The sequence below is a fragment of the Rahnella sp. PD12R genome (assembly GCF_019200965.1).
Taxonomy (GTDB): domain Bacteria; phylum Pseudomonadota; class Gammaproteobacteria; order Enterobacterales; family Enterobacteriaceae; genus Rahnella; species Rahnella laticis.
The window spans coordinates 40,169-64,016 of the sequence record NZ_JAHTMS010000004.1 but is presented as its reverse complement, the minus strand read 5'-3'; the positions used below and the strand labels follow the sequence as shown (position 1 = coordinate 64,016).

At 51.6% G+C, this 23,848-nt stretch carries 23 protein-coding genes and 4 tRNA genes; 8 read left to right on the top strand and 19 right to left on the bottom strand.

From position 1 onward, the window contains the following. Nucleotides 1–30: 30 nt before the first annotated feature. The 5 genes from KWG64_RS09590 (at nt 31) to KWG64_RS09570 (ending at nt 3,592) form a co-directional block, all read left to right on the top strand. A complete protein-coding gene (locus tag KWG64_RS09590; protein ID WP_104924478.1) occupies nt 31–153 on the top strand; it encodes a GpE family phage tail protein in 123 nt (40 codons plus the stop codon). After that, nucleotides 146–1,777, top strand: coding sequence for a phage tail tape measure protein (locus KWG64_RS09585; protein ID WP_218521778.1), 1,632 nt, complete (start codon nt 146–148; stop codon nt 1,775–1,777). The genes KWG64_RS09590 and KWG64_RS09585 overlap by 8 nt, the downstream gene beginning before the upstream one ends. Then, a complete protein-coding gene (locus tag KWG64_RS09580; protein ID WP_218521777.1) occupies nt 1,774–2,244 on the top strand; it encodes a phage tail protein in 471 nt (156 codons plus the stop codon). The genes KWG64_RS09585 and KWG64_RS09580 overlap by 4 nt, the downstream gene beginning before the upstream one ends. Before the next feature lie 2 nt (nt 2,245–2,246). Next, entirely contained in the window at nt 2,247–3,341 is a 1,095-nt protein-coding gene (locus KWG64_RS09575) for a contractile injection system protein, VgrG/Pvc8 family (protein ID WP_218521776.1), read from the top strand. A 71-nt stretch (nt 3,342–3,412) separates the two neighbouring features. Continuing rightward, nucleotides 3,413–3,592 carry an ogr/Delta-like zinc finger family protein gene (locus tag KWG64_RS09570; protein ID WP_104924474.1) on the top strand — a complete coding sequence of 60 codons (180 nt, stop codon included), beginning with the start codon at nt 3,413–3,415 and terminating at the stop codon, nt 3,590–3,592. 92 nt (nt 3,593–3,684) lie between these two features. Here KWG64_RS09570 and rplS read toward each other — a convergent pair whose 3' ends face one another. The 5 genes from rplS to ffh form a co-directional block, all read right to left on the bottom strand. Beyond that, the gene (gene rplS / locus KWG64_RS09565) at nt 3,685–4,032 is read right to left on the bottom strand and encodes a 50S ribosomal protein L19 (RefSeq protein ID WP_013574038.1); all 348 of its coding nucleotides are present in this window, start codon (nt 4,030–4,032) and stop codon (nt 3,685–3,687) included. A gap of 54 nt (nt 4,033–4,086) precedes the next feature. After that, nucleotides 4,087–4,854 (bottom strand): tRNA (guanosine(37)-N1)-methyltransferase TrmD, encoded by a 768-nt coding sequence (gene trmD / locus KWG64_RS09560; protein WP_104924473.1) that lies wholly within the window; start codon nt 4,852–4,854, stop codon nt 4,087–4,089. A gap of 67 nt (nt 4,855–4,921) precedes the next feature. After that, nucleotides 4,922–5,470 (bottom strand): ribosome maturation factor RimM, encoded by a 549-nt coding sequence (gene rimM, locus KWG64_RS09555; protein ID WP_152323996.1) that lies wholly within the window; start codon nt 5,468–5,470, stop codon nt 4,922–4,924. An 18-nt stretch (nt 5,471–5,488) separates the two neighbouring features. Further along, the gene (gene rpsP / locus KWG64_RS09550; protein ID WP_152324071.1) at nt 5,489–5,737 is read right to left on the bottom strand and encodes a 30S ribosomal protein S16; all 249 of its coding nucleotides are present in this window, start codon (nt 5,735–5,737) and stop codon (nt 5,489–5,491) included. Between the two features lie 178 nt (nt 5,738–5,915). Beyond that, nucleotides 5,916–7,277, bottom strand: a complete 1,362-nt coding sequence (ffh, locus tag KWG64_RS09545; protein WP_218521775.1) for a signal recognition particle protein — start codon at nt 7,275–7,277, stop codon at nt 5,916–5,918. A 164-nt stretch (nt 7,278–7,441) separates the two neighbouring features. Between ffh and KWG64_RS09540 the strand changes: the two genes are divergently transcribed. Both KWG64_RS09540 and KWG64_RS09535 read left to right on the top strand, forming a co-directional pair. Next, nucleotides 7,442–8,233 carry an inner membrane protein YpjD gene (locus KWG64_RS09540; protein ID WP_195816464.1) on the top strand — a complete coding sequence of 264 codons (792 nt, stop codon included), beginning with the start codon at nt 7,442–7,444 and terminating at the stop codon, nt 8,231–8,233. Between the two features lie 16 nt (nt 8,234–8,249). After that, complete coding sequence (locus KWG64_RS09535; protein ID WP_152323998.1) at nt 8,250–9,539, top strand: HlyC/CorC family transporter; 1,290 nt, start codon at nt 8,250–8,252, stop codon at nt 9,537–9,539. A 68-nt stretch (nt 9,540–9,607) separates the two neighbouring features. Here the strand turns inward: KWG64_RS09535 and luxS are convergent, their stop codons facing one another. The 14 genes from luxS to mltB form a co-directional block, all read right to left on the bottom strand. Further along, nucleotides 9,608–10,123, bottom strand: coding sequence for an S-ribosylhomocysteine lyase (gene luxS, locus KWG64_RS09530; protein WP_152323999.1), 516 nt, complete (start codon nt 10,121–10,123; stop codon nt 9,608–9,610). A gap of 157 nt (nt 10,124–10,280) precedes the next feature. Next, nucleotides 10,281–11,855, bottom strand: a complete 1,575-nt coding sequence (gene gshA, locus KWG64_RS09525; RefSeq protein ID WP_218521774.1) for a glutamate--cysteine ligase — start codon at nt 11,853–11,855, stop codon at nt 10,281–10,283. An 85-nt stretch (nt 11,856–11,940) separates the two neighbouring features. Then, nucleotides 11,941–12,369, bottom strand: coding sequence for a YqaA family protein (locus KWG64_RS09520; RefSeq protein WP_195825648.1), 429 nt, complete (start codon nt 12,367–12,369; stop codon nt 11,941–11,943). Beyond that, nucleotides 12,366–12,932 (bottom strand): fructose-1-phosphate/6-phosphogluconate phosphatase, encoded by a 567-nt coding sequence (gene yqaB / locus KWG64_RS09515; RefSeq protein WP_218521773.1) that lies wholly within the window; start codon nt 12,930–12,932, stop codon nt 12,366–12,368. The genes KWG64_RS09520 and yqaB overlap by 4 nt, the downstream gene beginning before the upstream one ends. Before the next feature lie 189 nt (nt 12,933–13,121). Then, nucleotides 13,122–13,198, bottom strand: a tRNA-Arg gene (locus tag KWG64_RS09510). Between the two features lie 180 nt (nt 13,199–13,378). Further along, nucleotides 13,379–13,455: transfer RNA gene (locus tag KWG64_RS09505), tRNA-Arg, on the bottom strand. 110 nt (nt 13,456–13,565) lie between these two features. Continuing rightward, nucleotides 13,566–13,642 (bottom strand) — tRNA-Arg (locus KWG64_RS09500). Nucleotides 13,643–13,650: 8 nt separating this feature from the next. Beyond that, a tRNA-Ser gene (locus tag KWG64_RS09495) sits at nt 13,651–13,743 on the bottom strand. Between the two features lie 325 nt (nt 13,744–14,068). Beyond that, entirely contained in the window at nt 14,069–14,254 is a 186-nt protein-coding gene (gene csrA / locus KWG64_RS09490; RefSeq protein WP_013574027.1) for a carbon storage regulator CsrA, read from the bottom strand. 254 nt (nt 14,255–14,508) lie between these two features. Beyond that, the gene (gene alaS, locus KWG64_RS09485; RefSeq protein ID WP_218521772.1) at nt 14,509–17,136 is read right to left on the bottom strand and encodes an alanine--tRNA ligase; all 2,628 of its coding nucleotides are present in this window, start codon (nt 17,134–17,136) and stop codon (nt 14,509–14,511) included. Nucleotides 17,137–17,274: 138 nt separating this feature from the next. After that, entirely contained in the window at nt 17,275–17,841 is a 567-nt protein-coding gene (recX, locus tag KWG64_RS09480; RefSeq protein ID WP_218521913.1) for a recombination regulator RecX, read from the bottom strand. A 203-nt stretch (nt 17,842–18,044) separates the two neighbouring features. Next, nucleotides 18,045–19,109, bottom strand: a complete 1,065-nt coding sequence (recA, locus tag KWG64_RS09475) for a recombinase RecA (protein WP_152324006.1) — start codon at nt 19,107–19,109, stop codon at nt 18,045–18,047. A 107-nt stretch (nt 19,110–19,216) separates the two neighbouring features. Beyond that, a complete protein-coding gene (pncC, locus tag KWG64_RS09470; RefSeq protein ID WP_218521771.1) occupies nt 19,217–19,711 on the bottom strand; it encodes a nicotinamide-nucleotide amidase in 495 nt (164 codons plus the stop codon). Nucleotides 19,712–19,874: 163 nt separating this feature from the next. Then, nucleotides 19,875–20,978 (bottom strand): lytic murein transglycosylase B, encoded by a 1,104-nt coding sequence (mltB, locus tag KWG64_RS09465; protein WP_218521770.1) that lies wholly within the window; start codon nt 20,976–20,978, stop codon nt 19,875–19,877. 262 nt (nt 20,979–21,240) lie between these two features. Between mltB and mutS the strand changes: the two genes are divergently transcribed. Continuing rightward, entirely contained in the window at nt 21,241–23,787 is a 2,547-nt protein-coding gene (mutS, locus tag KWG64_RS09460) for a DNA mismatch repair protein MutS (protein ID WP_218521769.1), read from the top strand. Nucleotides 23,788–23,848 lie beyond the last annotated feature (61 nt).

Genomic DNA, 23,848 nt, shown 5'->3' with positions numbered 1-23,848 from the left:
ATCGCGCCCCGTCTCACCGTCGATGACCTGATGGCAGACATCGCGGTGATCTTCCACTGGCCGCCGTCCGAAATGGGCGGCATGTCGCTGACGGAGCTCCTGAACTGGCGGCATAAGGCTTTGCAACGCAGCGGAGTAAAAACTGATGAGTAATCTCGAACAATTACCCACGACGCTGGGAAAAATGAACGACGAGCTGGCGTCGCTGCGCAAGGCGACGGCCAATGTCTGGCAGACCTACACGACCGTGCCCGACAAGAATTTATTCACCACGATGTCGCAAGATATCACTGGTGCTTCTTTATCGCTCCGCGAGTCGGTTTTCGCACCGGATAAAGCCACGGAAAAACAGGCCTATCGCGGCGTAAAAACAGCTGCAAAAGAACAGTTAAGGGAGCAACGCCGACAGCAACGACCAATGTTGATCGAACAAAAAGGGCTGGAAATCGGGCAGCAATACAAGAAGCGTGAACAGCAAACCGGGCAGCTCAAAAACGCGGCTTCGTCGGCGCTCGCATTTGCACAGCCGAAGCTCGAGCTGGCTAAAAGCGTTCTCAAACCCGGCGCAGATTTTGAGGCCGGGCTTTCTGAAGTGCAGTCTCTCCTCCGGCTGAAAAATGGCGATCCGCGCATTGCTGCGTTGCGCCAGCAGGGGCTTTCCATGGCGGTTTCCGGCCATGCGCCTTCTGAAGTCGTGGCGAAACAAAAAGATCTGGCTGCAAAAGGCATGAATGCCGATCAGGTTCTGGCACAAACGCCTGGCGAACTGAATGGCGCCACGCCTGAGGCAAAAATGGCCGTGACGGTGAAAGGCGACAATCTGGATGGCGACGTCAAAAAGCTGTTCGCAGGCTGGGATACGCTGCGCATCAACCTGTTCGAAGGTCAGAACTCTGCATTGCGCGAGCTGACGCAGACGGCTGCCGGATGGCTAACCACGCTCAATACCTGGATCACTGATAATCCGCAGCTGGTGAGTTCACTTCTCGGGCTGGCATTAGGGGTCACCGGAATTATCGGCGGATTAGGCTCACTGGGTGCGATCATTGCGCCGGTTCTGAGTGGTGTAAATATGCTGATCGCCGGTGCCGGTCTGTTGGGCACCATTTTTACCGGCACGGGCGGCGCGATTGCCGCGGCTTTCGCCGCCATCGGGCTTCCACTTCTGCCCGTCATCGCGCTGATAGCCGGTATTGGCATTGCTGTCGTGAAACTCTGGGAGCCGATCAGTGCCGTTGTTGGCGGCATAATTGAAGGCTTCAGTTCCGTGATGGGGCCGGTCAGTGAAGCGTTTGCACCTTTCAAAAGCGCGCTGGGCTGGATCACCGATTTGTTCGAACCGATAAAATTCAGTCAGGACGAACTGAGCCGCTACACCAATATAGGCAAAGATGTCGGCATTGCCATCGGTGAAGTTTTTGTCACGCTGAACAAGGCGGTTTCCCAGATCGGCGAAATCTTTAGCTGGGCTAAAAAAGGGTGGGATTCCATTTTCGGCGGCGACGAACCGGGCGCAGCCCCGGATATTTCAACGCCACCGGTGGAAAGCATTTCCCCTACGGGCGGCGTTCTGGGCATGTATCAGCCCGCAAAAAACAGCGTGGCGAATAATCTGACCGACAACCGCGCAACTACCGTCAATGTCAGTTTCACCGCTACGCCGGACACCGATCAGAATCAAATTCGCGAGCTTATCGCAAACACCATGAACGAGCGGGAATGGAACGCCACCAACGCCGGATACAGCCAGTTTACTAATGGAGGGTTTTACGGATGATGATGTCACTGGGTTTGTTCGTTTTTAAATTAAACACCCTTCCCTATCAGACGCTTGGCCGGATTGTGAATTACAACTGGCAGGAAAATACCCGTATCGGACAACGTCCGGTGTCCCAGTTTCTGGGGCTGGGGAAGGAGTCGATGAAACTCAGCGGGCTGCTTTTGCCGGAAGTCACCGGTGGAATAAGCTATTTGCAAACTTTAGAAGCCATGGCCGAGTCCGGGCGGGCATGGCCTTTAATCGAAGGCAGCGGAACCATATACGGCATGTTTATCATCGAGAGCATGACACACGATAACACCCAGATTAATTCGAACGGCCAGGCACGGAGCATCAATTTTTCGGTTAATTTAAAACGCGTCGATGAATCCCAGGCGGCCATGTTTGGCGATCTGCTGGCTCAGGCCGAAGGGCTTTTTAACAAGGCCAGTTCATCAGTCAGCAACTTCATTCACGGAGCCTGACTATGATTACCGATTATCAGTTACCGGCTGGCGCGCGCATTGCGCCGGCGTTTACCCTGACAGTAAAAAATAAAGTCCTGGAAGAGAATATCTCCAGCCGCATCATCAGGTTATCGGTGAAGGATAACAGCGGTTTTGAGGCAGATACTCTGGACCTGACTTTCGACGACAGCGATGGCCGATTGCAGATGCCAGCACGGGGAACCGTTTTGCATTTGCATCTGGGGTGGTCGAAGCTGGCGTTATACGACTGCGGCTATTTTATTGTCGACACGGTGAAGTATTCCGGCGCGCCGGACATCATCACTGTAACCGCTCGCAGTGCGGATTTTCGGGGTTCTTTTTCGACCAAACTCAGCCAGTCTTATGACGATTACACGCTGGGGGCAATTGTCCGCATCATTTCCGCACGCAATCAATACCCTCTTCCGGTGATCCCGGCGGATCTTGATAGCATCAAAATTTCGCACATCGATCAGACTAACGAAGCCGACAGCTATTTCCTGACAAGACTGGCGCAAAGCTACGGTGCTGAGGTGACAGTCAAGAACGGCGCAATCATTTTCTATAAAGCCAGCGTCGGACGTACCGCGTCCGGCCAGGCTTTGCCGTGGAGAACCATTGAGCGCAGCGACGGGGATAAATACCTCTTTTCCCTGCCGGATAAACAGGCCTATGACGGCGTGAAGGCGCAATGGCATGACGTCAAAACAGCGACCACCAGCAACGTCGGCCTCAAACGTAAAGCCAGTCAGGATAAAGAAACCGCCGGGGCTAGTTATACGGCTGGCTCAGGGCAAAATATTCTCCAACTGGATAAAATTTACCCTGACAAGGAAACCGCAAAACGGGCTGCAGATTCTGTGTTTAACCAAATCCAGAATGACGCTGCGACCTTCACTATCCGCCTGGCGCTTGGACGTGCAGATCTGAGCGCACAAACGCCGGTTAATGTGAAAGGTTTCAAGGATGTGATTGATGGTACGCGTTGGATTATTGATTCAGCACAGCATGAAATCAATACCAACGGATTTACCACAACATTGAATTTGAAGTTATATATTGCAGATATCACTTACCAATCTTCAATATCATAATTATAACTTGCATTTGCGAGTTAAGGATTTCATAATGACCTCATCGCTTACCTGTCATGCCGGAGGTTTTTATGATGCATTGCCCGCTGTGTGGAAAAGTCGCTCATACCCGTTCTAGCCGCTACCTGAGTGAATCAACCAAGGAACGTTATCATCAGTGCCAGAATATTGAATGCAGCTGCACGTTTGCCACCCACGAATCCGTCGCCCGGGTCATCTCAAAACCCGGCAGCCAGCGCCCTGCTGCGTAGTCAATTTGCCGCCACTGAACACAAAAAAAGGGGTTAGCCGATGGCTAACCCCTTGTTCTCTATTAACTAGTCGATGTCGCGTTAGCGATACCTTAGTTAAGACGCTCTTTGATACGAGCTGACTTACCAGTACGCTCACGCAGGTAGTACAGTTTAGCTTTACGAACGGCACCACGACGTTTAACAGTAATGCTGTCGATTACTGGGGAGTGAGTCTGGAATACACGCTCAACACCTTCGCCGTTAGAAATTTTGCGAACAGTGAATGCAGAGTGCAGACCGCGGTTACGAATAGCGATAACCACGCCCTCGAATGCCTGCAGACGCTTTTTAGAACCTTCAACGACCCATACCTTAATTTCCAGGGAATCACCTGGACGGAATGCAGGTACGTCTTGCTTCATCTGCTCTTGTTCGATTTGTTTAATGATATTGCTCATAATATGTCTCTTACCCTAGGTAAACTGATATATCGGGAGGGCTCAGCGTAACGCTTAAGCGTTCCCTTCATAGTTTTGTTGACTGAGTCGATGTTCCTTTTGGAACTCTCTCAGCAACACCTCTTGCTCGTCAGTCAGAGCTAGGTTTTCCAGAAGTTCAGGTCTTCTAAGCCAGGTTCGACCCAGCGACTGTTTCAGGCGCCAGCGACGTATATCAGCGTGGTTTCCCGACAGTAAAACTGGCGGAACTTCCATGCCTTCCAACACTTCAGGGCGGGTATAGTGGGGGCAATCGAGCAATCCGTCAGCGAAAGAATCTTCTTCTGCTGAAGCCTGACGACCCAGAACGCCCGGTATAAAGCGGGAAACTGAATCAATCAGAGTCATTGCCGGTAACTCTCCACCGCTGAGAACATAATCGCCAATTGACCATTCTTCATCAATTTCGGTTTTGATTACGCGCTCATCAATCCCTTCGTAACGACCACAAACCAGAATAATTTTCTGATGAGCCGCCAGTTCACACACACCGGTTTGATCCAGTTTGCGTCCCTGAGGTGAAAGATAAATCACTTTCACACCTTCGCCTGCCGCTGCTTTTGCTGCATGAATAGCTTCCCGTAAAGGTTGCACCATCATCAGCATGCCGGGACCACCGCCGTAAGGGCGCTCGTCCACGGTACGATGTCGGTCGTATGCGAAGTCGCGAGGACTCCAGCAATTTACGCTCAACAGGCCATTTTTAACTGCCCGGCCAGTTACCCCGTAATCGGTGATTGCGCGGAACATCTCAGGAAACAGGCTAATTATACCAATCCACATAGCCTACCCCTTTCGAATGCTTTATCGCTCAACCCATCGTTGTTTACATCAGTAAACGTTACGGAGGTCAAAAACCAGGATCCCAATCTACTTCAACAGTGCGAGTAGTGAGATCGACTTTCTTGATAACCTGCCCATCGAGGAACGGAATCAACCGCTCCTTGAGTCCGAAGGCATCTTTCAGGTTGGCTTTGACTACCATCACATCGTTAGAACCGGTTTCCATCATATCGATGATTTTGCCCAGTTCGTAACCGGAAGTTGTCACTACCTGGCAACCAAAAAGGTCTTTCCAGTAATAGTCACCGTCTTCCAGTGGAGGTAGCTGCTTTGAATCAACAACAATTTCGCAATTGGTCAGAAGATTCGCTGCATCCCTGTCATCAACGCCTTTGACTTTGATAATCAGGTCCTGAGTGTGGCGTTTCCAGCCTTCCAGCTCGACAACTTGCCACTTACCGGCACGCTGGATAAACCATGGCTGGTATTCGAAGATGCTTTCAGCGTCTTCGGTGGATGAAAACACTCTGAGCCAACCACGAATGCCGTATGTTGAACCCATTTTGCCGAGTACTAACGGCTCAGCGGGTACCACTGGATTGGATTGCTTGCTCATTGCCACCACCGCGACAGATTAAGCTGCTTTCTTAGCGTCTTTGATCAGCGAAGAAACGCGATCAGAAACGGTTGCACCCAGTTCTACCCAATGGGTAATACGATCCAGGTCCAGACGCAGTGCTTCAGCCTGGCCAGAAGCCAATGGGTTGAAGAAACCTACGCGTTCGATGAAACGACCGTCACGAGCGTTGCGGCTGTCGGTCACTACTACTTGATAAAACGGACGCTTTTTTGCGCCGCCACGTGCTAAACGAATTGTTACCATAACATCCTCTTTAGTTAATAAAACAACCAGACCCCATCGGGGAACGGGGTCTGGTTGCAATATAAAAAGCCCGAAAATTTTACTCATTTTGGCGCAAAAAGCAATCTAAAGCGTAAAGAGCCCAGACCGCATTTTGCATGAGCCGCCTATGTGGCTGATATATAGACAGTGATGTCGATTAACGGCCCGGGAAACCTGGTGGCATCATACCCTTCATGCCACGCATCATTTTCGCCATGCCGCCATTCTTCATTTTCTTCATCATGCGCTGCATATCGTCGAACTGCTTGAGTAAGCGGTTAACGTCCTGCACCTGCATGCCGGAACCCAGCGCGATACGGCGCTTGCGGGAACCTTTAATAATTTCTGGTTTAGCGCGTTCTTTCATCGTCATCGAGTTGATGATCGCTTCCATACGCACCAGAACCTTGTCATCCATCTGAGATTTGACGTTGTCAGGCAACTGACCCACGCCCGGCAATTTGCTCATCATGCTCGCCATGCCGCCCATATTACGCATTTGCTTGAGCTGCTCGAGGAAGTCGGTCAGGTCAAAGCCATCGCCTTTCTTAAGCTTGTTGGCCAGTTTCTCAGCCTGTGCGCGGTCAACTTTGCTCTCAATATCTTCGATAAGAGAAAGCACGTCGCCCATGCCCAAAATGCGGGACGCGATACGATCCGGGTGGAACGGCTCCAGCGCATCGGTTTTTTCACCCATACCCAGGAATTTAATCGGTTTGCCGGTGATGTGGCGAATCGACAGTGCAGCACCGCCACGGGCGTCACCGTCGACTTTCGTCAGGATCACACCGGTCAGCGGCAGCGCTTCGTTAAACGCTTTAGCGGTATTCGCCGCATCCTGGCCGGTCATGGCATCGACCACAAACAGCGTTTCTACCGGATTAATCGCGGCATGAACCTGTTTGATTTCGTCCATCATCGCTTCGTCGACGTGTAAACGGCCGGCGGTATCGACAATCAGAACGTCGTAGAATTTCAGTTTCGCCTGTTGCAGGGCGCGGGTGACGATATCCACCGGCTTTTCCTGCGCATCGGATGCGAAGAAATCCACTTCAACTTGCTGCGCCAGGGTTTCCAGCTGTTTGATCGCCGCAGGGCGGTAAACGTCGGCGGAGACCACCAGCACTTTTTTCTTTTTCTTCTCTTTCAGGAATTTCGCCAGTTTACCGACGCTGGTAGTTTTACCAGCACCTTGTAAACCCGCCATCAAAACGACAGCCGGTGGCTGCGCCGCTAAGTTGAGCTCGGCATTAGCCTCGCCCATCGCGGTTTCCAGTTCTTTCTGGACAATTTTGACGAATTCCTGACCCGGCGTCAGACTCTTGTTGACCTCATGGCCAACAGCGCTCTCTTTCACCCGGTTGATGAAGTCGCGAACGACCGGCAGCGCAACGTCCGCTTCCAGTAACGCCATACGCACTTCACGTAATGTCTCTTTGATATTTTCTTCGGTCAGCCGCCCGCGGCCGCTGATATTGCGCAGTGTGCGCGACAATCGATCGCTTAAATTCTCAAACATCGTCTCTTGCTCAACGTAATGACAGGCCGCTTTTGCGACGTAATTGCGGGATTATAACACGAAGCGCGGACGATCTCTGCTTTGGCATCTCAGATAGGTTGGAGCGTGACGCGGGTAACGTTATACTGCGGTTCTCATTCACTTTTCGATGCTACCGAAACGCTATGTCAGTTTTTGCTCTCGTCGCCATGTTGGCCTATCTGCTCAGCCTTGCACTGATCATTCCGAGCATTATCCGGAAGAACAGCGCATACCGGCGGTTAGCCTTGGTTTCTGTTGTCGTGGCACTGGTTTGCCACGCGGTCGCATTGCAGGAACGCATCTTCGACGTCAGCACCGGGCAGAACCTGAGTCTGGTGAACATCGGTTCGGTCGTGAGTTTAATCATCGGCACCGTGATGACCATTGTTGCGTCACGCAACCGTGGCTGGTTTATTTTGCCGATTGTTTACAGTTTCTCGCTGATCAACCTGGCGTTTGTCACTTTCCTTCCGGGCGAATTCATCACGCATCTGGAAGAAAGCAAAGGCTTGCTGGTGCACATCGGCCTGGCACTGTTCTCTTACGCCACGCTGATGATTGCCGCATTGTACGCGCTTCAGCTGGCGTGGCTCGATTATCAGCTGAAGAACAAACGGCTGACGTTCACGGCGGATATGCCTCCGCTGATGACCATCGAGCGTAAATTATTTCACATCACCCAGATTGGCGTCATTTTACTGACGCTGACGCTGTGCACCGGATTACTGTATCTGAACAACCTGTTCAGCCCGGAGAATATCGACAAGGCCGTCTTATCGATACTGGCATGGTTCGTTTATATCGTCCTGCTGTGGGGTCATTATCACGAAGGCTGGCGTGGCCGCCGCGTGGTATGGTTCAGCATGGCAGGCGCCATCTTACTGACACTTGCCTATTTCGGCAGCCGCCTGATCCAGCAAATCATGGTTCACTAATCAAAAGGAATACCCGTTGGAGCACGTCTCGACAACAACCCTGATCATCACATTGATCATCATGGTGGTGGTTTCGGCTTATTTTTCAGCCTCCGAAACCGGTATGATGACACTCAACCGTTACCGGTTACGTCACCTGGCCAAACAGGGTAACCGTGCGGCGCGTCGCGTCGAAAAGCTGTTAAAACGCCCTGACCAGCTGATCAGCCTCGTGCTCATCGGCAACAACCTGGTCAACATTCTTGCTTCCGCTCTGGCAACCATTGTGGGTATCCGCCTGTATGGCGATGCCGGCGTCGCGATTGCGACCGGCGTGCTGACTTTCGTGGTTCTGCTGTTTGCCGAAGTTTTGCCGAAAACCTTCGCAGCGCTCAATCCTGAACGCATTGCTTTTCCGAGCAGCATTTTGTTGCGCCCGCTGCAAAAAATCATGATGCCACTGGTGTGGATCCTGAACAGTCTCTCACGACTGCTGATGCGTATGTTTGGTATCAAAACCACGGCCAGCCTGAGTGATGCCGTGAGCAAAGAAGAGCTGCGTACTATCGTGAATGAATCGCGCTCGCAAATCTCACGCCGCAATCAGGACATGCTGCTTTCCGTTCTGGACCTCGAAAAAGTGTCCGTTGATGACATCATGGTGCCGCGAAATGAAATCGTCGGCATCGACATTAACGACGACTGGAAGTCCATCATCCGCCAGCTCACGCACTCACCGCATGGCCGCATTGTGCTGTACCGCGACTCGCTTGATGATGCGATCGGCATGCTGCGTTTACGCGAAGCGTATCGCCTGATGACCGAGAAGAAAGAATTCACCAAAGAAAACCTGCTGCGCGCTGCGGACGAGATTTACTACATTCCGGAAGGTACGCCGCTGAACATTCAGCTGGTGAAATTCCAGCGCAATAAAAAGAAAGTGGGCATTGTGGTCGATGAATATGGTGATATTCAGGGGCTGGTGACCGTCGAAGATATTCTTGAAGAGATCGTCGGTGATTTCACAACGTCGATGTCGCCTACGCTGGCTGAAGAAGTCACCCCCCAAAGCGACGGCTCTGTACTGATTGAAGGCAGCGCGAACGTCCGTGAGCTGAACAAAGCGTTTAACTGGCATCTGCCTGCCGACGGGCCGCGAACCATCAACGGCATGCTTCTGGAAGTGCTGGAAGATATTCCGACTATCGGCACCAGTTTGCGCATTGAAGATTACGAAGTCGAAATTCTCGATGTGCAGGACAATATGATCAAACAGGTGCAGGTTCGCCCGTTACAGCCCTTGCAAACCAGCGTAAATCAACGCTAATCCGCTGAATAAAAGACATAAAAAAGACGCGAACATCGCGTCTTTTTTTTACCTGCAACACGCTAAAGCTAGATGTGCAGTTCGGACAGTTTTTCTTTTGGCAGAGCCAGATCGTCGTTACGGTTCACAACTACGTCGTGATCGAGAATGTGTTGCGCAATTTCCTGAGCTTCTTTCAGGGAATGCATCTCGTAAGTACCGCACTGATATTCATTCAGCTCAGGGATTTGACGCTGTTCTTTCACTTTCAGAACATCTGCCATCGCCGCTTTCCAGGCATCAGCAACAAATTGCTCTTCCGGCACACCGATCAGGCTCATATAGAAACCCGTACGGCAGCCCATTGGAGAAATATCAATGATCTCCACGCCGTTGCCATTCAGGTGGTTACGCATGAACCCCGCGAACAGGTGCTCCAGCGTATGAATACCACGTTCAGGCATCACTTCAATATTCGGGCGGCAAAAGCGCAGATCGAACACAGTGATGGTATCCCCGTGCGGGGTTTTCATGGTTTTTGCGACGCGAACAGCAGGTGCTGCCATACGGGTATGGTCTACGGTAAAGCTATCCAACAGTGGCATATCGTCACCTCTCCTAAATAAATTAATTTTTTTTACGAACTCAGGAAACCTTTTCCCAGCATGCGGGTCTTAATTAGTGAAAGACGCGCATTTGTTATCATCATCCCTGTAAACAGAGATGTTTATTTGGCCACATTGATTGTGGCCTTTTTCTTTTCTACTCTTCAGCACTGCCTGCGTTCGCAGCCAGATATTCTTCAAAGCTTAGCGTATCACTCGCTTCGAGTTTGCGCTGACGCTGCCATGAACCGTCCTGCTCTGCCATTAATGCACTGGCATCTAAAACTTCCAGCGGTTCACTCACCAGCATCTGACGATACTTTTCTGCCAGTTCCAGCCCAAGACTGCCCACGCCGCCCTGCTGTTTCAGATCTTTAAGGATCCGCGCAGAATACGTCAGTTCAGGATCATCAAACGCAGCAACCAGTTCTTTGCAGACGTCCTGATAAAGGTGATCGCCGTTCTGCTCGTCCATAACCTGTGCCACCCGGCTCAAATCAGCAAACAACGCATTCCCGACGCTGACCAGCGGCTTGCGCTCATCGTTGCAACCAATACCAATTGTCTGACCCGGTTTACGTCCTTCGAGGATGACGCGGTTCCAGTTTTTGCGCGTACAAAGCAGCTCATCACTGTTCATTTCCGGTGCGTCCGCTAAGGCACACCATACCAAAAACAGATCGAGGAAACGCGCCTGGGTCGCATCGATGCCCACTGGAGAGAACGGATTGACGTCCAGCGAACGGACTTCAATGTATTCGATCCCGCTGCGCATCAGCGCGTCAGAAGGGGTTTCACCTGATTTGGTGACCCGCTTAGGACGGATTGGCGCATAAAGTTCGTTCTCAATCTGTAACACATTGGTGTTCAGTTGCAGGTATTTACCGTCTTTCTTCACACCCATTTCCGCGTATTCCGCAGAAGGGGTACGAATCGCTTTCTTCACGCCCTGAACGTACGTTTCCAGATCGTTAAACGTGATCCCCAGATTGCTCTGTGATTTGTTGGTATAGCCCAAATCACTCAGACGCAACGAGGTGGCGTACGGCAGATAGCACAATCCGGAATCGGTATATTCAAATGGCAGATCTGTTTCACGCCCTTTCAGGAAAGATTTACAGATCGCAGGTGACGCACCAAACAGATACGGGATCACCCAGCCAAAGCGGTAATAATTGCGGATCAGCTTAAAGTAGCCCGCTGAAATCGCTTCTTTCCCGCTTTCAACATCTGTAACACCCAGACGTTCCTGCCAGAAAGACAGCGGCAGCGAGAAATTATAGTGGATGCCGGAAATCACCTGCATCAGCGCGCCGTAACGATTCTTCAGGCCTTCGCGATACAAGGTTTTGAAACGCCCGACATTAGACGAACCGTACTGCGCCAGCTCGATATCCTGCCCGGATTCAATAAAGCACGGCATGCTGAACGGCCACATGCGTTCATCACCCAATTCACGGGCAACGTGACGGTGAATGTCACGCAGAAACGCCATCAGATGCTCAATATTGTCATCGACGGGAGTAATAAATTCTAATAAGGCTTCTGCAAAATCGGTCGTGATCCAGCGATGCGTCAAAGCCGCACCCAGGGACTCAGGGTGTCCCGTTGTCGCCAGTGAACCATCAGCGTTAACACGAAGCGTTTCACGCTCGATACCGCGACGAATACCTTTTAATGCCTGAGGATGGGCTTCCAACCAGGAAAGCGCCTGAGATACATCCGGGATCAAATTGACCTCCCGCTCGGTGAAACCATTAATTTGCAAGCATACTGAATCTGCATAGATGTGACCATAATTGATAACTGATGCCAATCTAACCGAACCATGAAAGCCCCTGTAACGTCACAACAGCCAAAACGATGTAACGCACTGCTTTTCCAATCAACATGAAAAAGACCACCGGGCCCCATGGCATTCGCAGCCAACCTGCTAACACGCACAACACATCGCCAATCACCGGCAGCCAGCTCAGCAATAACGCCGCCGGTCCAAAACGCTTCAGCCAGTTTTGTGCAACATCAAGTCCACGTTGCGGTTTGAGCTGCGGCACAAAGCGTCCGATGATGACGTTGGTTATGCCACCTAAGGTATTGCCAACAGTTGCAGACAAAACCAGTGCCGCTGGCATTGCGCTGCCAGCTGACAATAAAGCGACTAATAAGACTTCTGAATTTCCGGGCAATAATGTCGCGCTGAGAAAACTGCTGCCAAATAATGAAGCCAGCGCCACAACACTGCTCACAGCGTACGCACGTCCACAAAATCCATATTGGCGCGCCGGGCCGCCTCAATACCGAAATCTGCGTCTTCAAACACAACGCATTTTTCAGGAGGCACGCCGATTAACTCAGCGCAGCGCAAAAAGGTGTCGGGTGCCGGTTTGTGGTTTTGCACATCATTTGCACCCACGATCGCATCAAAACAATCGCGCAGCCCTAAATGACGTAACAACTCATCCGCCATCCAGTGTTCACTGCCTGTCCCTACCGCCATTGGCCGGCGGCCATAATAAGCCTTCACAACATCAATTAATGGCAAAGGACGCACGGTATCAAGCAACATTTCCTGCACGGCAGCAGTCTTTTCTGCGGCAAGAAGATGGGGATCCATTTCGACGTTATTGCTGTCGATAACAAACCGGGCAATATGCCAGGTTGGAGAACCATTCAGAGCGACCATGGATTCGACATCATAATGCATACTGTATTTGGTCAATACCTGATGCCATGCCTTACGGTGCGTAGGTTCGGTATCCAATATGGTGCCATCCATATCAAATATTAGCCCTTCGTATCGATCGTACATCGAATGCTCCATGATCACGAAAAAACAGGAAAACTACTTTATCGCAAAGTCTGGCGAAAGTCGCATTTTGTCCACACCTACAGCACATCCGAACACGTCAGAAAAATCAGGGAAATGAAAAAGAAGAGAGGGAAATCAGAGAGGAAAAGCAGAAAGCAAAAAACCCGCCGGAGCGGGTTTTTCTAAATATGGTGCACCCAGGAAGATTCGAACTTCCGACCGCTCGGTTCGTAGCCGAGTACTCTATCCAGCTGAGCTATGGGTGCATTGGGGTCGTGCTGAGTTTTTTCGGAAAATACTAAGAGGAAGAATGGTGCACCCAGGAAGATTACTCGGCTATCGCCTCGCCCTACGGGCCGTTGCTGAAGCAACGTTATCATCCTTCGTGCTACTGCATGTTAAGTGCGATTTAATTTGATTCTCGTCGCTTCAACATACACAAAATATGGTGCACCCAGGAAGATTCGAACTTCCGACCGCTCGGTTCGTAGCCGAGTACTCTATCCAGCTGAGCTATGGGTGCATTTTGATTCTTACTGCAGATTTACCTGACCATTTTTCCGCACTACATCAGCTTTCGCCTTTGCCCGTCACGCTCATTTGATTGCAAATCAACATACGCTCTGGAAAGTATGGTGCACCCAGGAAGATTCGAACTTCCGACCGCTCGGTTCGTAGCCGAGTACTCTATCCAGCTGAGCTATGGGTGCATTTTAAATGGCGGTGAGGCGGGGATTCGAACCCCGGATGCAGCTTTTGACCGCATACTCCCTTAGCAGGGGAGCGCCTTCAGCCTCTCGGCCACCTCACCATACGCCTCTTGCGAGTGTGCTGACTAACTTTGTTTAAGCTCATCGGCACTGCGTGGCGCACATATTACTTTCTGGCCCTTATAAGTCAAACCCTTTTTTCCTAACAATCACCCGTTTGGACATTTCACGCGCAACCTGAGCAGTTTGAAGGCAATATAGGGGTTCAATGGTCAGAAAAAAGACTTAGTTTTTAAAGAATGACAGGTTTGGAAGAAGTCGCAGAAGAAAAATAAAAACCGGGGAGGCAGTAAATTAAGGGGAGAAAAATCAAAAACGGGCAGAAAGGAAGTTCAGCGCCTCGTCATCGACGAGACGCCTCGTAAATCAGTAACTCGTCTGTTGAGACTTTTCAGCCTGGATACGCTGATAAATCTCTTCACGGTGAACAGAAACCTCTTTCGGCGCATTCACACCAATACGCACCTGATTACCTTTAACACCTAAAACGGTAACAGTAACCTCATCGCCAATCATGAGGGTTTCACCAACTCGGCGAGTTAGAATAAGCATTCTTTGCTCCTTGAATAATTAAAAGAGTCGGGTCTCTCAGTTTCCCGGCCATTATCTATCATAAGCAGGTAAAACGTAAGCCATGACCCCTACGTAAACTGTAAGCGGCCCGCAACTCAAGCCATAGTACTTTAAGTTTAGCCGATATCATCATTGTCGCGACTTTTATCGCGAGGCCCACCCTGCCATTAAGACCGAAAACGCCATATTGCACAACACATTATGGCGCTTCCTGGTTAGCTATTTATTTCTTATTACAGCCGGGATTCAACCCAGGCTTCTACTGTTGCCAGTGCAGCCGGTAATGCCTGAACGTCACTTCCCCCTGCCTGCGCCATATCAGGACGACCACCGCCTTTACCGCCCACCTGCTGGGCGACAGAAGCAATCAGATCCCCTGCTTTGACGCGATCGGTCAGATCTTTCGTGACGCCCGCAATCAGGCTGACTTTATCGTCAGCGATGGTTGCCAGAACAATAATCACTGAACCCAACTGATTTTTCAGGTCATCAACCATCGTACGCAGAATTTTAGGCTCTACATTATCCAGCTGACGAACCAACAGCTTAACGCCTTTCACTTCTTTCGCCTGGCTGGAAAGTGAAGCACTCTCCTGCGCAGCTTGTTGCCCTTTCACCTGCTGAAGTTCTTTTTCCAGCACGCGGGAACGTTCAATCAGAGTACGGATTTTATCAGTAATGCTGTTCACATCACCTTTCACCATGTGCGCAACATCTTGCAGCAAATCACTTTGCTGATGCAGTGCATTAATGGCGTTTTCACCGGTAATCGCTTCGATACGGCGAACACCTGCCGCCGTGCCTGACTCGCTCTGAATACGGAACAGGCCGATATCACCCGTACGGCTGGCGTGAGTACCCCCACACAGCTCGGTGGAAAAATCACCCATAGTCAGCACGCGCACGCTGTCTTCGTATTTTTCACCAAAGAGCGCCATCGCACCTTTTTCTTTCGCTTCATCCAGATCCATGATGGTGGTCTGAATTGGCAGGTTACGACGGATTTGCATATTCACCAGATCTTCGACCTGACGAATCTCTTCCGGTTTCATCGCTTCGAAATGCGAGAAGTCGAAACGCAGATAGTTATCGTTTACCAGCGAGCCTTTCTGAGCCACATGCTTGCCCAGCACCTGACGCAGTGCGGCGTGCAGCAAGTGGGTCGCGGAGTGGTTCAGACGAATACGTTCGCGACGCTCAACGTCAACTTCGGCTTCAACGCTGTCACCAACGCTCAGTTTACCAGCGTTCAGTGAGCCCTGATGACCAATGGCTTTGCCATATTTTTGAGTATCAGAAACCGCGAAAGTGCCGGCAGCCGTTTTCAGAATGCCTTTATCGCCAACCTGTCCGCCAGACTCACCGTAGAATGGTGTGTCATCCAGAACGACGATAGCGTTATCGCCCACCTGAATTTCATTCACTGGCTGACCATTGATGAACAGCGCCACAACGTTTGAATGACGTTGCAGATGCTCATAACCGGAGAACTGCGTAACACCGTCAACACGCACCATGCTGTTGTAGTCCGCGCTGAAACCGCTGGACTCACGCGCACGACGACGCTGAACTTCCATCGCTTTTTCAAAACCGACTTCGTCAACTTTCAGATTACGCTCGCGGCACACGTCCGCAGTCAGATCCAGCGGGAAACCGAAGGTGTCGTACAGACGGAAAGCAATCTCACCGTCCAGCGTATCGCCTTTCAGAGAAGATAATTCGTCGTCCAGCAGCGCCAGACCGCGCTCCAGAGTACGGGCAAACTGCTCTTCTTCAGTTTTCAGCAACTGCTCAACCATGGCTTGCTGTTCTTTCAGCTCAGCCGCCGCCGGGCCCATCACGTCAATTAACGGAGCAACCAGTTTGTAGAAGAAAGTCTCTTTCGCACCCAGCATGTTGCCGTGACGGATTGCACGACGAATGATACGACGCAGCACGTAGCCACGGTTTTCATTCGATGGGATCACGCCGTCTGCAATCAGGAATGCGCAAGAACGGATATGGTCAGCGATAACGCGCAGAGATTTGCTGGTCAGATCGGTCGCGCCAGTCACGTCAGCAACCGCGGCGATCAGTTTCTGGAACAGGTCGATGTCATAGTTTGAGTTCACATGCTGCATAACAGCGGTGATACGCTCAAGCCCCATGCCGGTATCGACGGAAGGTTTAGGCAGTGGCAGCATGGTGCCGTCAGACTGACGGTTGAACTGCATGAACACGATGTTCCAGATTTCGATGTAACGGTCGCCGTCTTCTTCAGCAGAACCCGGAGGGCCGCCCCAGATATGGTCGCCATGATCGTAAAAAATTTCGGTGCAAGGACCGCAAGGACCGGTATCACCCATCTGCCAGAAGTTGTCAGAAGCGTAAGCGCCGCCTTTATTATCGCCAATGCGGATAATACGTTCTTTTGGAACGCCGACTTCCTTTTCCCAGATTTCAAACGCTTCGTCGTCAGTCTCATAGACGGTGACCCAAAGCTTTTCTTTCGGCAGATTAAACCAGTTTTCGCCGGTCAGTAATTCCCAGGCGTAGTTGATTGCGTCGTGCTTGAAGTAATCGCCGAAGCTGAAGTTGCCCAGCATTTCGAAAAAGGTGTGGTGACGGGCGGTATAGCCGACGTTTTCGAGGTCGTTGTGTTTACCACCTGCACGCACACAACGTTGAGATGTGGTGGCACGGCTGTAGTCGCGTTTATCCAGACCGAGGAAAACGTCTTTAAATTGGTTCATCCCGGCATTGGTAAACAACAGTGTCGGATCGTTTGTCGGGACAAGCGAACTGCTTGAAACAACGTTGTGTCCCTTACTATGGAAGAAATCGAGAAACGCTTGACGGATCTCAGCGGTGCTCTTGCTCATAAATATCCCGGAATCATGCTGGAAGAACGGCTCTTGAGCCGGATAACGCTGCATATGGCAGCAATCTGTACAGCTCACGAACGAAAAAGTGCGGATAAGATAAAATTTCTGCGCAGGGAAGTAAAATACCGTATGCGGTCAATCGTCAAAATCGCGATAAATCGACTGTATTTCTTCCTGAAAGAAGCCTCGGTAAAGCAAATAACGCAGAACTTTCGATTTTTCTTTCCAGTCTTTCGGTAAATTTTCTCCAAACTTTCTGTCGGCAATATCCCGCGCCAGAACACACCAGTCAACCTCCGTTTCCTCCAGCGCTGTCGATATGATTTCTTTATCGACACCTTTTTGCAGTAATTCCGAACGAATGCGTTGTGCACCGTAGCCTTTGTTGCTGCGACCGGAAATATAGCGACTTGCAAATTTGGCATCATCAAGCCAGTGATGCTGGTAGCAATAGTCGATAACTGCCTGTACATGTTCCTCCGGGATCTCTTCCGGCACAGGGCGTGGTTCCGGGCGCACTTTTACCGCATTATCTTCATCTAAGGCATTTTCGTCTGGTCGTTTACGTGAAGACCAGCGACTTTGTTTATTCTGGGGTTTTACAAAAGGGACCGGCGGGATAAGCAGTTTACGGCGAAGTTCAGCTTCACCGTGATCACGCTGAGACAGCAGACGCATCGCGCGGCTAAGCAGTGTATTAATTTTCGCCGCATTGGCGTCTTTTTCCTGAGGCGCAAACAGTGTGGATTCACTGTTTTGTTCAACTTCTTCAAGAAGTCGTTTCAGATCGATGACATTTTGATTCGGTGCTTTTTCAGTGGACATCGGAGTCCCTCAGATATGCAAAATGCCAGCCTGAAACCAGGCTGGCATTTTATCGACTGTGACGTCAGACAACCGCGAAATTAAAACTCTTCGCTGGTTTCCATGTTGTCGTCAGCGTCTTCAGCTGTCGTGGCAACGCTCAGTTCGCCGGTGCCGCTCAGCAGCAGGTCACGCAGTTTTTTATCCAGCTCGGCAGCTACTTTCGGGTTTTCTTTCAGGAAGTTGCAGGAGTTTGCTTTACCCTGACCAATCTTCTCACCGTTGTAGCTGTACCATGCGCCGGCTTTCTCGATCATCTTGTGCTTAACGCCAAGGTCGATCAGCTCGCCGTTGATGTTGATGCCTTCGCCGTACATGATCTGAAATTCAGCTTGTTTGAATGGTGCAGCAATTTTGTTCTTCACCACTTTCACGCGCGTTTCGCTACCGACAACGACATCGCCTTCTTTGATAGCGCCGATACGACGGATATCCAGACGAACAGAAGCATAGAATTTCAGTGCGTTACCGCCGGTTGTGGTTTCCGGGTTACCGAACATCACACCGATTTTCATACGGATCTGGTTGATGAAGATCAGCAAGGTGTTGGCGTTTTTCAGGTTACCCGCGAGTTTACGCATTGCCTGGCTCATCATACGTGCCGCGAGGCCCATGTGAGAGTCGCCGATTTCGCCTTCAATTTCAGCTTTCGGTGTCAGAGCCGCGACGGAGTCAACGATGATAACGTCAACCGCACCTGAACGGGTCAGTGCATCACAAATTTCCAGCGCCTGCTCACCGGTATCCGGCTGAGAACACAGCAGGTTATCGATATCTACGCCCAATTTCTTAGCGTAGATAGGATCCAGTGCGTGTTCCGCATCGATGAACGCACAGGTTTTGCCTTCACGTTGTGCAGCAGCGATAACCTGCAAGGTCAGCGTCGTTTTACCGGAAGATTCCGGCCCGTAGATTTCCACGATACGGCCCATTGGCAAACCGCCAGCGCCTAACGCGATATCCAGAGACAAAGAGCCGGTAGAGATCGTTTCCACGTCCATAGAGCGATCTTCACCCAGACGCATGATGGAGCCTTTACCGAATTGCTTTTCAATCTGGCCCAGTGCTGCAGCTAACGCCTTTTGCTTGTTCTCATCAATAGCCATTTTTACTCCTCGTCTGATACAGGGGAACATCCAACCTGCATCACTGAATATAATTTATGTACAGGTAATTGGCAGTAATTATACTGTATGCTCATACAGTATCAAGCCTAATTTTGCAGAAACTCAGATAACGCAGTTTGTAGCGAAAAAACAGCAGCTTGCAAACGCACTGCTTCACGATCGCCAGAAAATTGTTGTTTTACCGTCACGACACGCCCGTCTTTGCCGGCGAAACCAAACCAGACGGTTCCCACGGGTTTTTCTTCAGAACCCCCGTCAGGCCCGGCAATACCGCTGACGGACACCGCAATATCTGCTCCCGCCGCATGTAACACGCCCTGCGCCATTTCATGGACGACCTGCTCGCTTACCGCGCCGTGCTGTTCCAATGTCGCCTCGGAAACGCCCAGCAATTCATGCTTGGATGCGTTGCTGTAGGTGACAAAACCGCGATCAAACCAGGCCGAGCTTCCGGCGATGTCCGTAATAGCCTTGGCAATTAATCCGCCGGTACAAGATTCAGCGCAGGTGATCCACAATCCCTGAGATTTCAGTTCAGTGCCGATTTCTGCACTCAATTCACGTAAACGTTTTTCGTCCATATTCCATCCTGGCGGGTCAGCTGAATTCAACCTGATGTTAGCATTTCTCTTTCGCTGTGTGAGGCCTGTCGGTGCGTTTTGCGCGATGTATTCAGAATTGGAATGAAAGGCAAAAAGAAGGGCCACAACAAGCGGCCCTCCATGATAAAGCAGAAAATCAGGCTCAGCGCGCCGCTTTTACTGCCTCACCCAACTGCCAGACCGCCATCGCATAATGTACGCTGTGGTTGTAACGGGTGATGGTGTAGAAGTTTGGCAGCCCGTACCAGTACTGGTAACTGGTGCCCATATCCAGCCGCAACAGGCTGGCTTCCTGATAACCGCCCAGAGAGCCCAGCGGGCTAAGACCCGCCGCCGTCAGCGTGTAAAGCGGATATTTTGTCTTGAAGCCATTCTCCAGCAATGGTGCCTGTCCGGCCGCTGGCACCGCAATCGGTGCGCCTTTCGTCCATCCGTGCGCCTTGAAGTAGTTGGCTACACTGCCGATAGCATCAATCGGATCCCACAGATTGGCATGGCCATCGCCGCTAAAGTCCACGGCATAATCTTTATAAGAAGATGGCATGAACTGACCGTAACCCATCGCGCCCGCAAACGAACCGCGCAGGCTCAGCGGATCATCCCCTTCACGGCGGGACATCAGCAGGAAGGTTTCCAGCTCGCCGGAGAAATAATCAGCCCGGCGCGGATAGGCAAAGGATAAGGTCGCCAGCGCATCGATAATGCGGGTTTTACCCATTACGCGGCCCCAGCGGGTTTCGACGCCGATAATGCCGACAATGATTTCCGGCGGCACACCGTAAACCTGCTCCGCACGCTGCAATGCATCCTGATACTGATTCCAGAACACAACGCCATTCTGGACGTTATCCGGCGTAATAAATTTGCTGCGATAGCGGTTCCACGCACCGTTTGGCACGGTTGACGGCGGGCCGGACGGCGCCTGCTGATCCATCAGGCGTAAAACAAAGCCCAGACGTTTCGTTTGCGCCAGTACATCATGCAACTGCTGTCGGTCGAATCCGTGTTCGCGAACCATTTTATCGACAAACTGATTCATGGCCGGATCGTAAGCAAAGTCTCCGGTCTGCACTGCGCCAGTGTGTTCGGGCTGCAACAGAAAGCCCCCGCTGGGAACCGAATTGCCGCTGGCATTTCTTCCGTCAGAGAAAGGATTGCGCGGGCCTTCAGGCTGAGCCGGAGGCTTATTACTGCTACAAGCAGAAAGTGTTAAAACCAGGGGAAGAATGACTGCCAGGAGGCGCATCGGATATCCGTAACCATGCAATAAAAGAGGTGGGGATATGGTAGAGCATTATCAGGGCCGAAAAAACTGAAAATCAACGTCTTTACAACGATGCACGAAGATCTTGATCCCCGGCGAATTGCGGGACATTACGCAACTTCAAAACGCTTCGTGGTTTTTTACCTCTACTCACGTTAGGATCCGTTGTAAAGTCGTTGCCCCGGGCGGTACGAGCCAACAGGATGATTTAAAATTGAATGAAATCAAGAATAAAGGTAGTGATATGAGCGGGCTGGATGCTCACACCCCGATGATGCAGCAGTACCTGCGTCTTAAAGCAGAGAACCCGGAAGTTCTGCTGTTTTATCGTATGGGAGACTTCTACGAACTGTTTTATGACGACGCAAAACGTGCGTCTCAGCTGATGGATATTTCCCTGACCAAACGCGGCGCTTCGGCAGGCGAACCGATTCCGATGGCCGGTGTGCCTTATCACGCCGTTGAAGGCTATCTGGCCAAGCTGGTACAACTGGGCGAATCCGTCGCTATCGCTGAACAGATTGGCGATCCGGCGCTGAGCAAAGGGCCGGTTGAGCGCAAAATTGTGCGGATCGTAACGCCCGGCACGGTCAGTGATGAAGCCTTGCTGAGTGAGCGTCATGACAATCTGCTGGCGGCCATCTGGCAGGACGGACGTGGCTTTGGCTATGCGACGCTGGATATCAGCTCCGGTCGTTTTCGTGTCGCCCAGCCAGACGATCTGGAAACCATGGCCGCTGAATTACAGCGTACAAATCCGGCAGAACTTCTGTATCCGGAAAGCTTTGAAGCCATGCCGCTTATCGCCTCCCGCCGCGGCCTGCGCCGTCGTCCGATGTGGGAATTTGAGCTCGAAACCGCAAAGCAACAGCTGAATCTCCAGTTCGGTACCCGTGATCTGAGCGGGTTTGGCGTGGAACAGGCCACTCAGGCTCTGCGCGCCGCCGGTTGCCTGCTGCAATATGTGAAAGATACCCAGCGCACCGCCCTGCCGCATATTCGTGGCGTGACCATGGAGCGCCAGCAAGATGGCATCATTATGGATGCGGCGACGCGCCGTAATCTGGAACTGACACAAAATCTGGCCGGTGGCGTGGAAAATACGCTGGCAGCAGTCCTGGATCAGGCCGTCACGCCGATGGGTAGCCGTATGCTCAAACGCTGGATCCACATGCCAAGCCGCGACATCAAAATGCTGACCCATCGTCAGCAGGCAATCGGAGCATTACAGGATCTGACCGCAGACTTGCAGCCCGTGCTGCGTCAGGTCGGCGATCTCGAACGTATTCTGGCGCGCCTTGCCCTGCGCAGCGCCCGGCCACGCGATCTTGCCCGCATGCGTCATGCATTACAGCAACTGCCGGAAATCCGTGGGATTTTGCAGGACGCTGACGCCGCGCATGTCGCTACGCTGGTGGAACAAACCGGTGAATTTACAGAGCTGGTCGAACTGCTTGAACGTGCGGTTGTTGAAGCCCCGCCGGTTCTGGTGCGTGACGGCGGTGTGATTTCGCCAGGCTATAACGCGGAGCTGGACGAATGGCGCGCACTGGCTGACGGTGCCACAGACTATCTTGACCGCTTAGAAATTCGCGAACGCGAAAAGCTGGGGCTGGAAACACTGAAGGTCGGGTTTAACGGTGTACATGGTTATTACATCGAAGTGAGCCGCCGCCAGAGCCATCTTGTTCCTATTCATTATGTCCGCCGCCAGACGCTCAAAAACGCCGAACGTTACATCATTCCGGAACTGAAAGAGTATGAAGATAAGGTTCTGACGTCCAAAGGCAAAGCCCTGTCGCTGGAGAAAGCGCTGTACGAAGAGTTGTTTGATTTGCTGATGCCGCATCTGTCAGCTTTGCAGCAAAGCGCCAGCGCGCTGGCCGAGCTGGATGTTCTGAGTAATCTGGCAGAACGTGCCTACACGCTCAGTTACATCTGCCCGACGATGAGCGAGAAACCCGGAATCAACATTACCGGTGGCCGCCATCCGGTGGTGGAACAGGTACTGAAAGAACCGTTTATTTCCAACCCGCTGAACATGTCTCCGGTGCGCCGGATGCTGATCATCACCGGCCCCAATATGGGCGGTAAAAGTACCTATATGCGTCAGGCGGCACTGATTGTCCTGATGGCGCATATTGGCAGCTACGTTCCTGCGGAGACCGCTGTTATCGGCCCCGTAGACCGTATATTCACCCGCGTCGGCGCGGCAGATGATCTGGCTTCTGGCCGTTCAACCTTCATGGTGGAAATGACCGAAACCGCGAACATCCTGCATAACGCCACGGAAAATAGCCTGGTGCTGATGGATGAAATCGGCCGCGGCACATCCACTTACGACGGTTTGTCCCTTGCCTGGGCGTGCGCCGAGAATCTGGCCAGCCGCATTAAAGCCATGACGCTGTTCGCGACCCATTATTTCGAGCTGACGACGCTGCCGGAGAAAATGGAAGGTACGGTCAACGTTCACCTTGATGCCATTGAACACGGCGATACCATTGCGTTTATGCACAGCGTGCAGGATGGCGCAGCCAGCAAAAGTTATGGTCTGGCCGTCGCAGCGCTTGCGGGTGTCCCGCGTGATGTCATTAAACGTGCGCGCCAGAAACTGAAAGAGCTGGAAACGTTGTCCAACAGCGCCGCCGCCAGCAAAGTGGATGGCCCACAACTGACGCTGCTGGCAGAAGAAGTGTCGCCTGCGGTAGAAGCGCTGGAATCTCTGGACGCAGATTCTCTCTCGCCACGTCAGGCACTGGAATGGATTTATCGTCTGAAAGACATGGTATAAAACGGCGGCCACTGGCGGCAGAAATGAAAAACGGTGGGGATTAACCCACCGTTTTTTTTGA

Coding starts and splice junctions, on each gene's coding strand:
- csrA (WP_013574027.1), bottom strand. CDS start 14,254: ATGCTTATTCTAACTCGCCGAGTTGGTGAAACCCTCATGATTGGCGAT.
- rplS (WP_013574038.1), bottom strand. CDS start 4,032: ATGAGCAATATCATTAAACAAATCGAACAAGAGCAGATGAAGCAAGAC.
- luxS (WP_152323999.1), bottom strand. CDS start 10,123: ATGCCACTGTTGGATAGCTTTACCGTAGACCATACCCGTATGGCAGCA.
- rpsP (WP_152324071.1), bottom strand. CDS start 5,737: ATGGTAACAATTCGTTTAGCACGTGGCGGCGCAAAAAAGCGTCCGTTT.
- ffh (WP_218521775.1), bottom strand. CDS start 7,277: ATGTTTGAGAATTTAAGCGATCGATTGTCGCGCACACTGCGCAATATC.
- mltB (WP_218521770.1), bottom strand. CDS start 20,978: ATGCGCCTCCTGGCAGTCATTCTTCCCCTGGTTTTAACACTTTCTGCT.
- KWG64_RS09575 (WP_218521776.1), top strand. CDS start 2,247: ATGATTACCGATTATCAGTTACCGGCTGGCGCGCGCATTGCGCCGGCG.
- trmD (WP_104924473.1), bottom strand. CDS start 4,854: ATGTGGATTGGTATAATTAGCCTGTTTCCTGAGATGTTCCGCGCAATC.
- KWG64_RS09540 (WP_195816464.1), top strand. CDS start 7,442: ATGTCAGTTTTTGCTCTCGTCGCCATGTTGGCCTATCTGCTCAGCCTT.
- pncC (WP_218521771.1), bottom strand. CDS start 19,711: ATGGACGAAAAACGTTTACGTGAATTGAGTGCAGAAATCGGCACTGAA.
- recA (WP_152324006.1), bottom strand. CDS start 19,109: ATGGCTATTGATGAGAACAAGCAAAAGGCGTTAGCTGCAGCACTGGGC.
- KWG64_RS09580 (WP_218521777.1), top strand. CDS start 1,774: ATGATGATGTCACTGGGTTTGTTCGTTTTTAAATTAAACACCCTTCCC.
- KWG64_RS09590 (WP_104924478.1), top strand. CDS start 31: ATGGCAGACATCGCGGTGATCTTCCACTGGCCGCCGTCCGAAATGGGC.
- rimM (WP_152323996.1), bottom strand. CDS start 5,470: ATGAGCAAGCAATCCAATCCAGTGGTACCCGCTGAGCCGTTAGTACTC.
- mutS (WP_218521769.1), top strand. CDS start 21,241: ATGAGCGGGCTGGATGCTCACACCCCGATGATGCAGCAGTACCTGCGT.
- yqaB (WP_218521773.1), bottom strand. CDS start 12,932: ATGTACGATCGATACGAAGGGCTAATATTTGATATGGATGGCACCATA.
- KWG64_RS09570 (WP_104924474.1), top strand. CDS start 3,413: ATGATGCATTGCCCGCTGTGTGGAAAAGTCGCTCATACCCGTTCTAGC.
- KWG64_RS09585 (WP_218521778.1), top strand. CDS start 146: ATGAGTAATCTCGAACAATTACCCACGACGCTGGGAAAAATGAACGAC.
- alaS (WP_218521772.1), bottom strand. CDS start 17,136: ATGAGCAAGAGCACCGCTGAGATCCGTCAAGCGTTTCTCGATTTCTTC.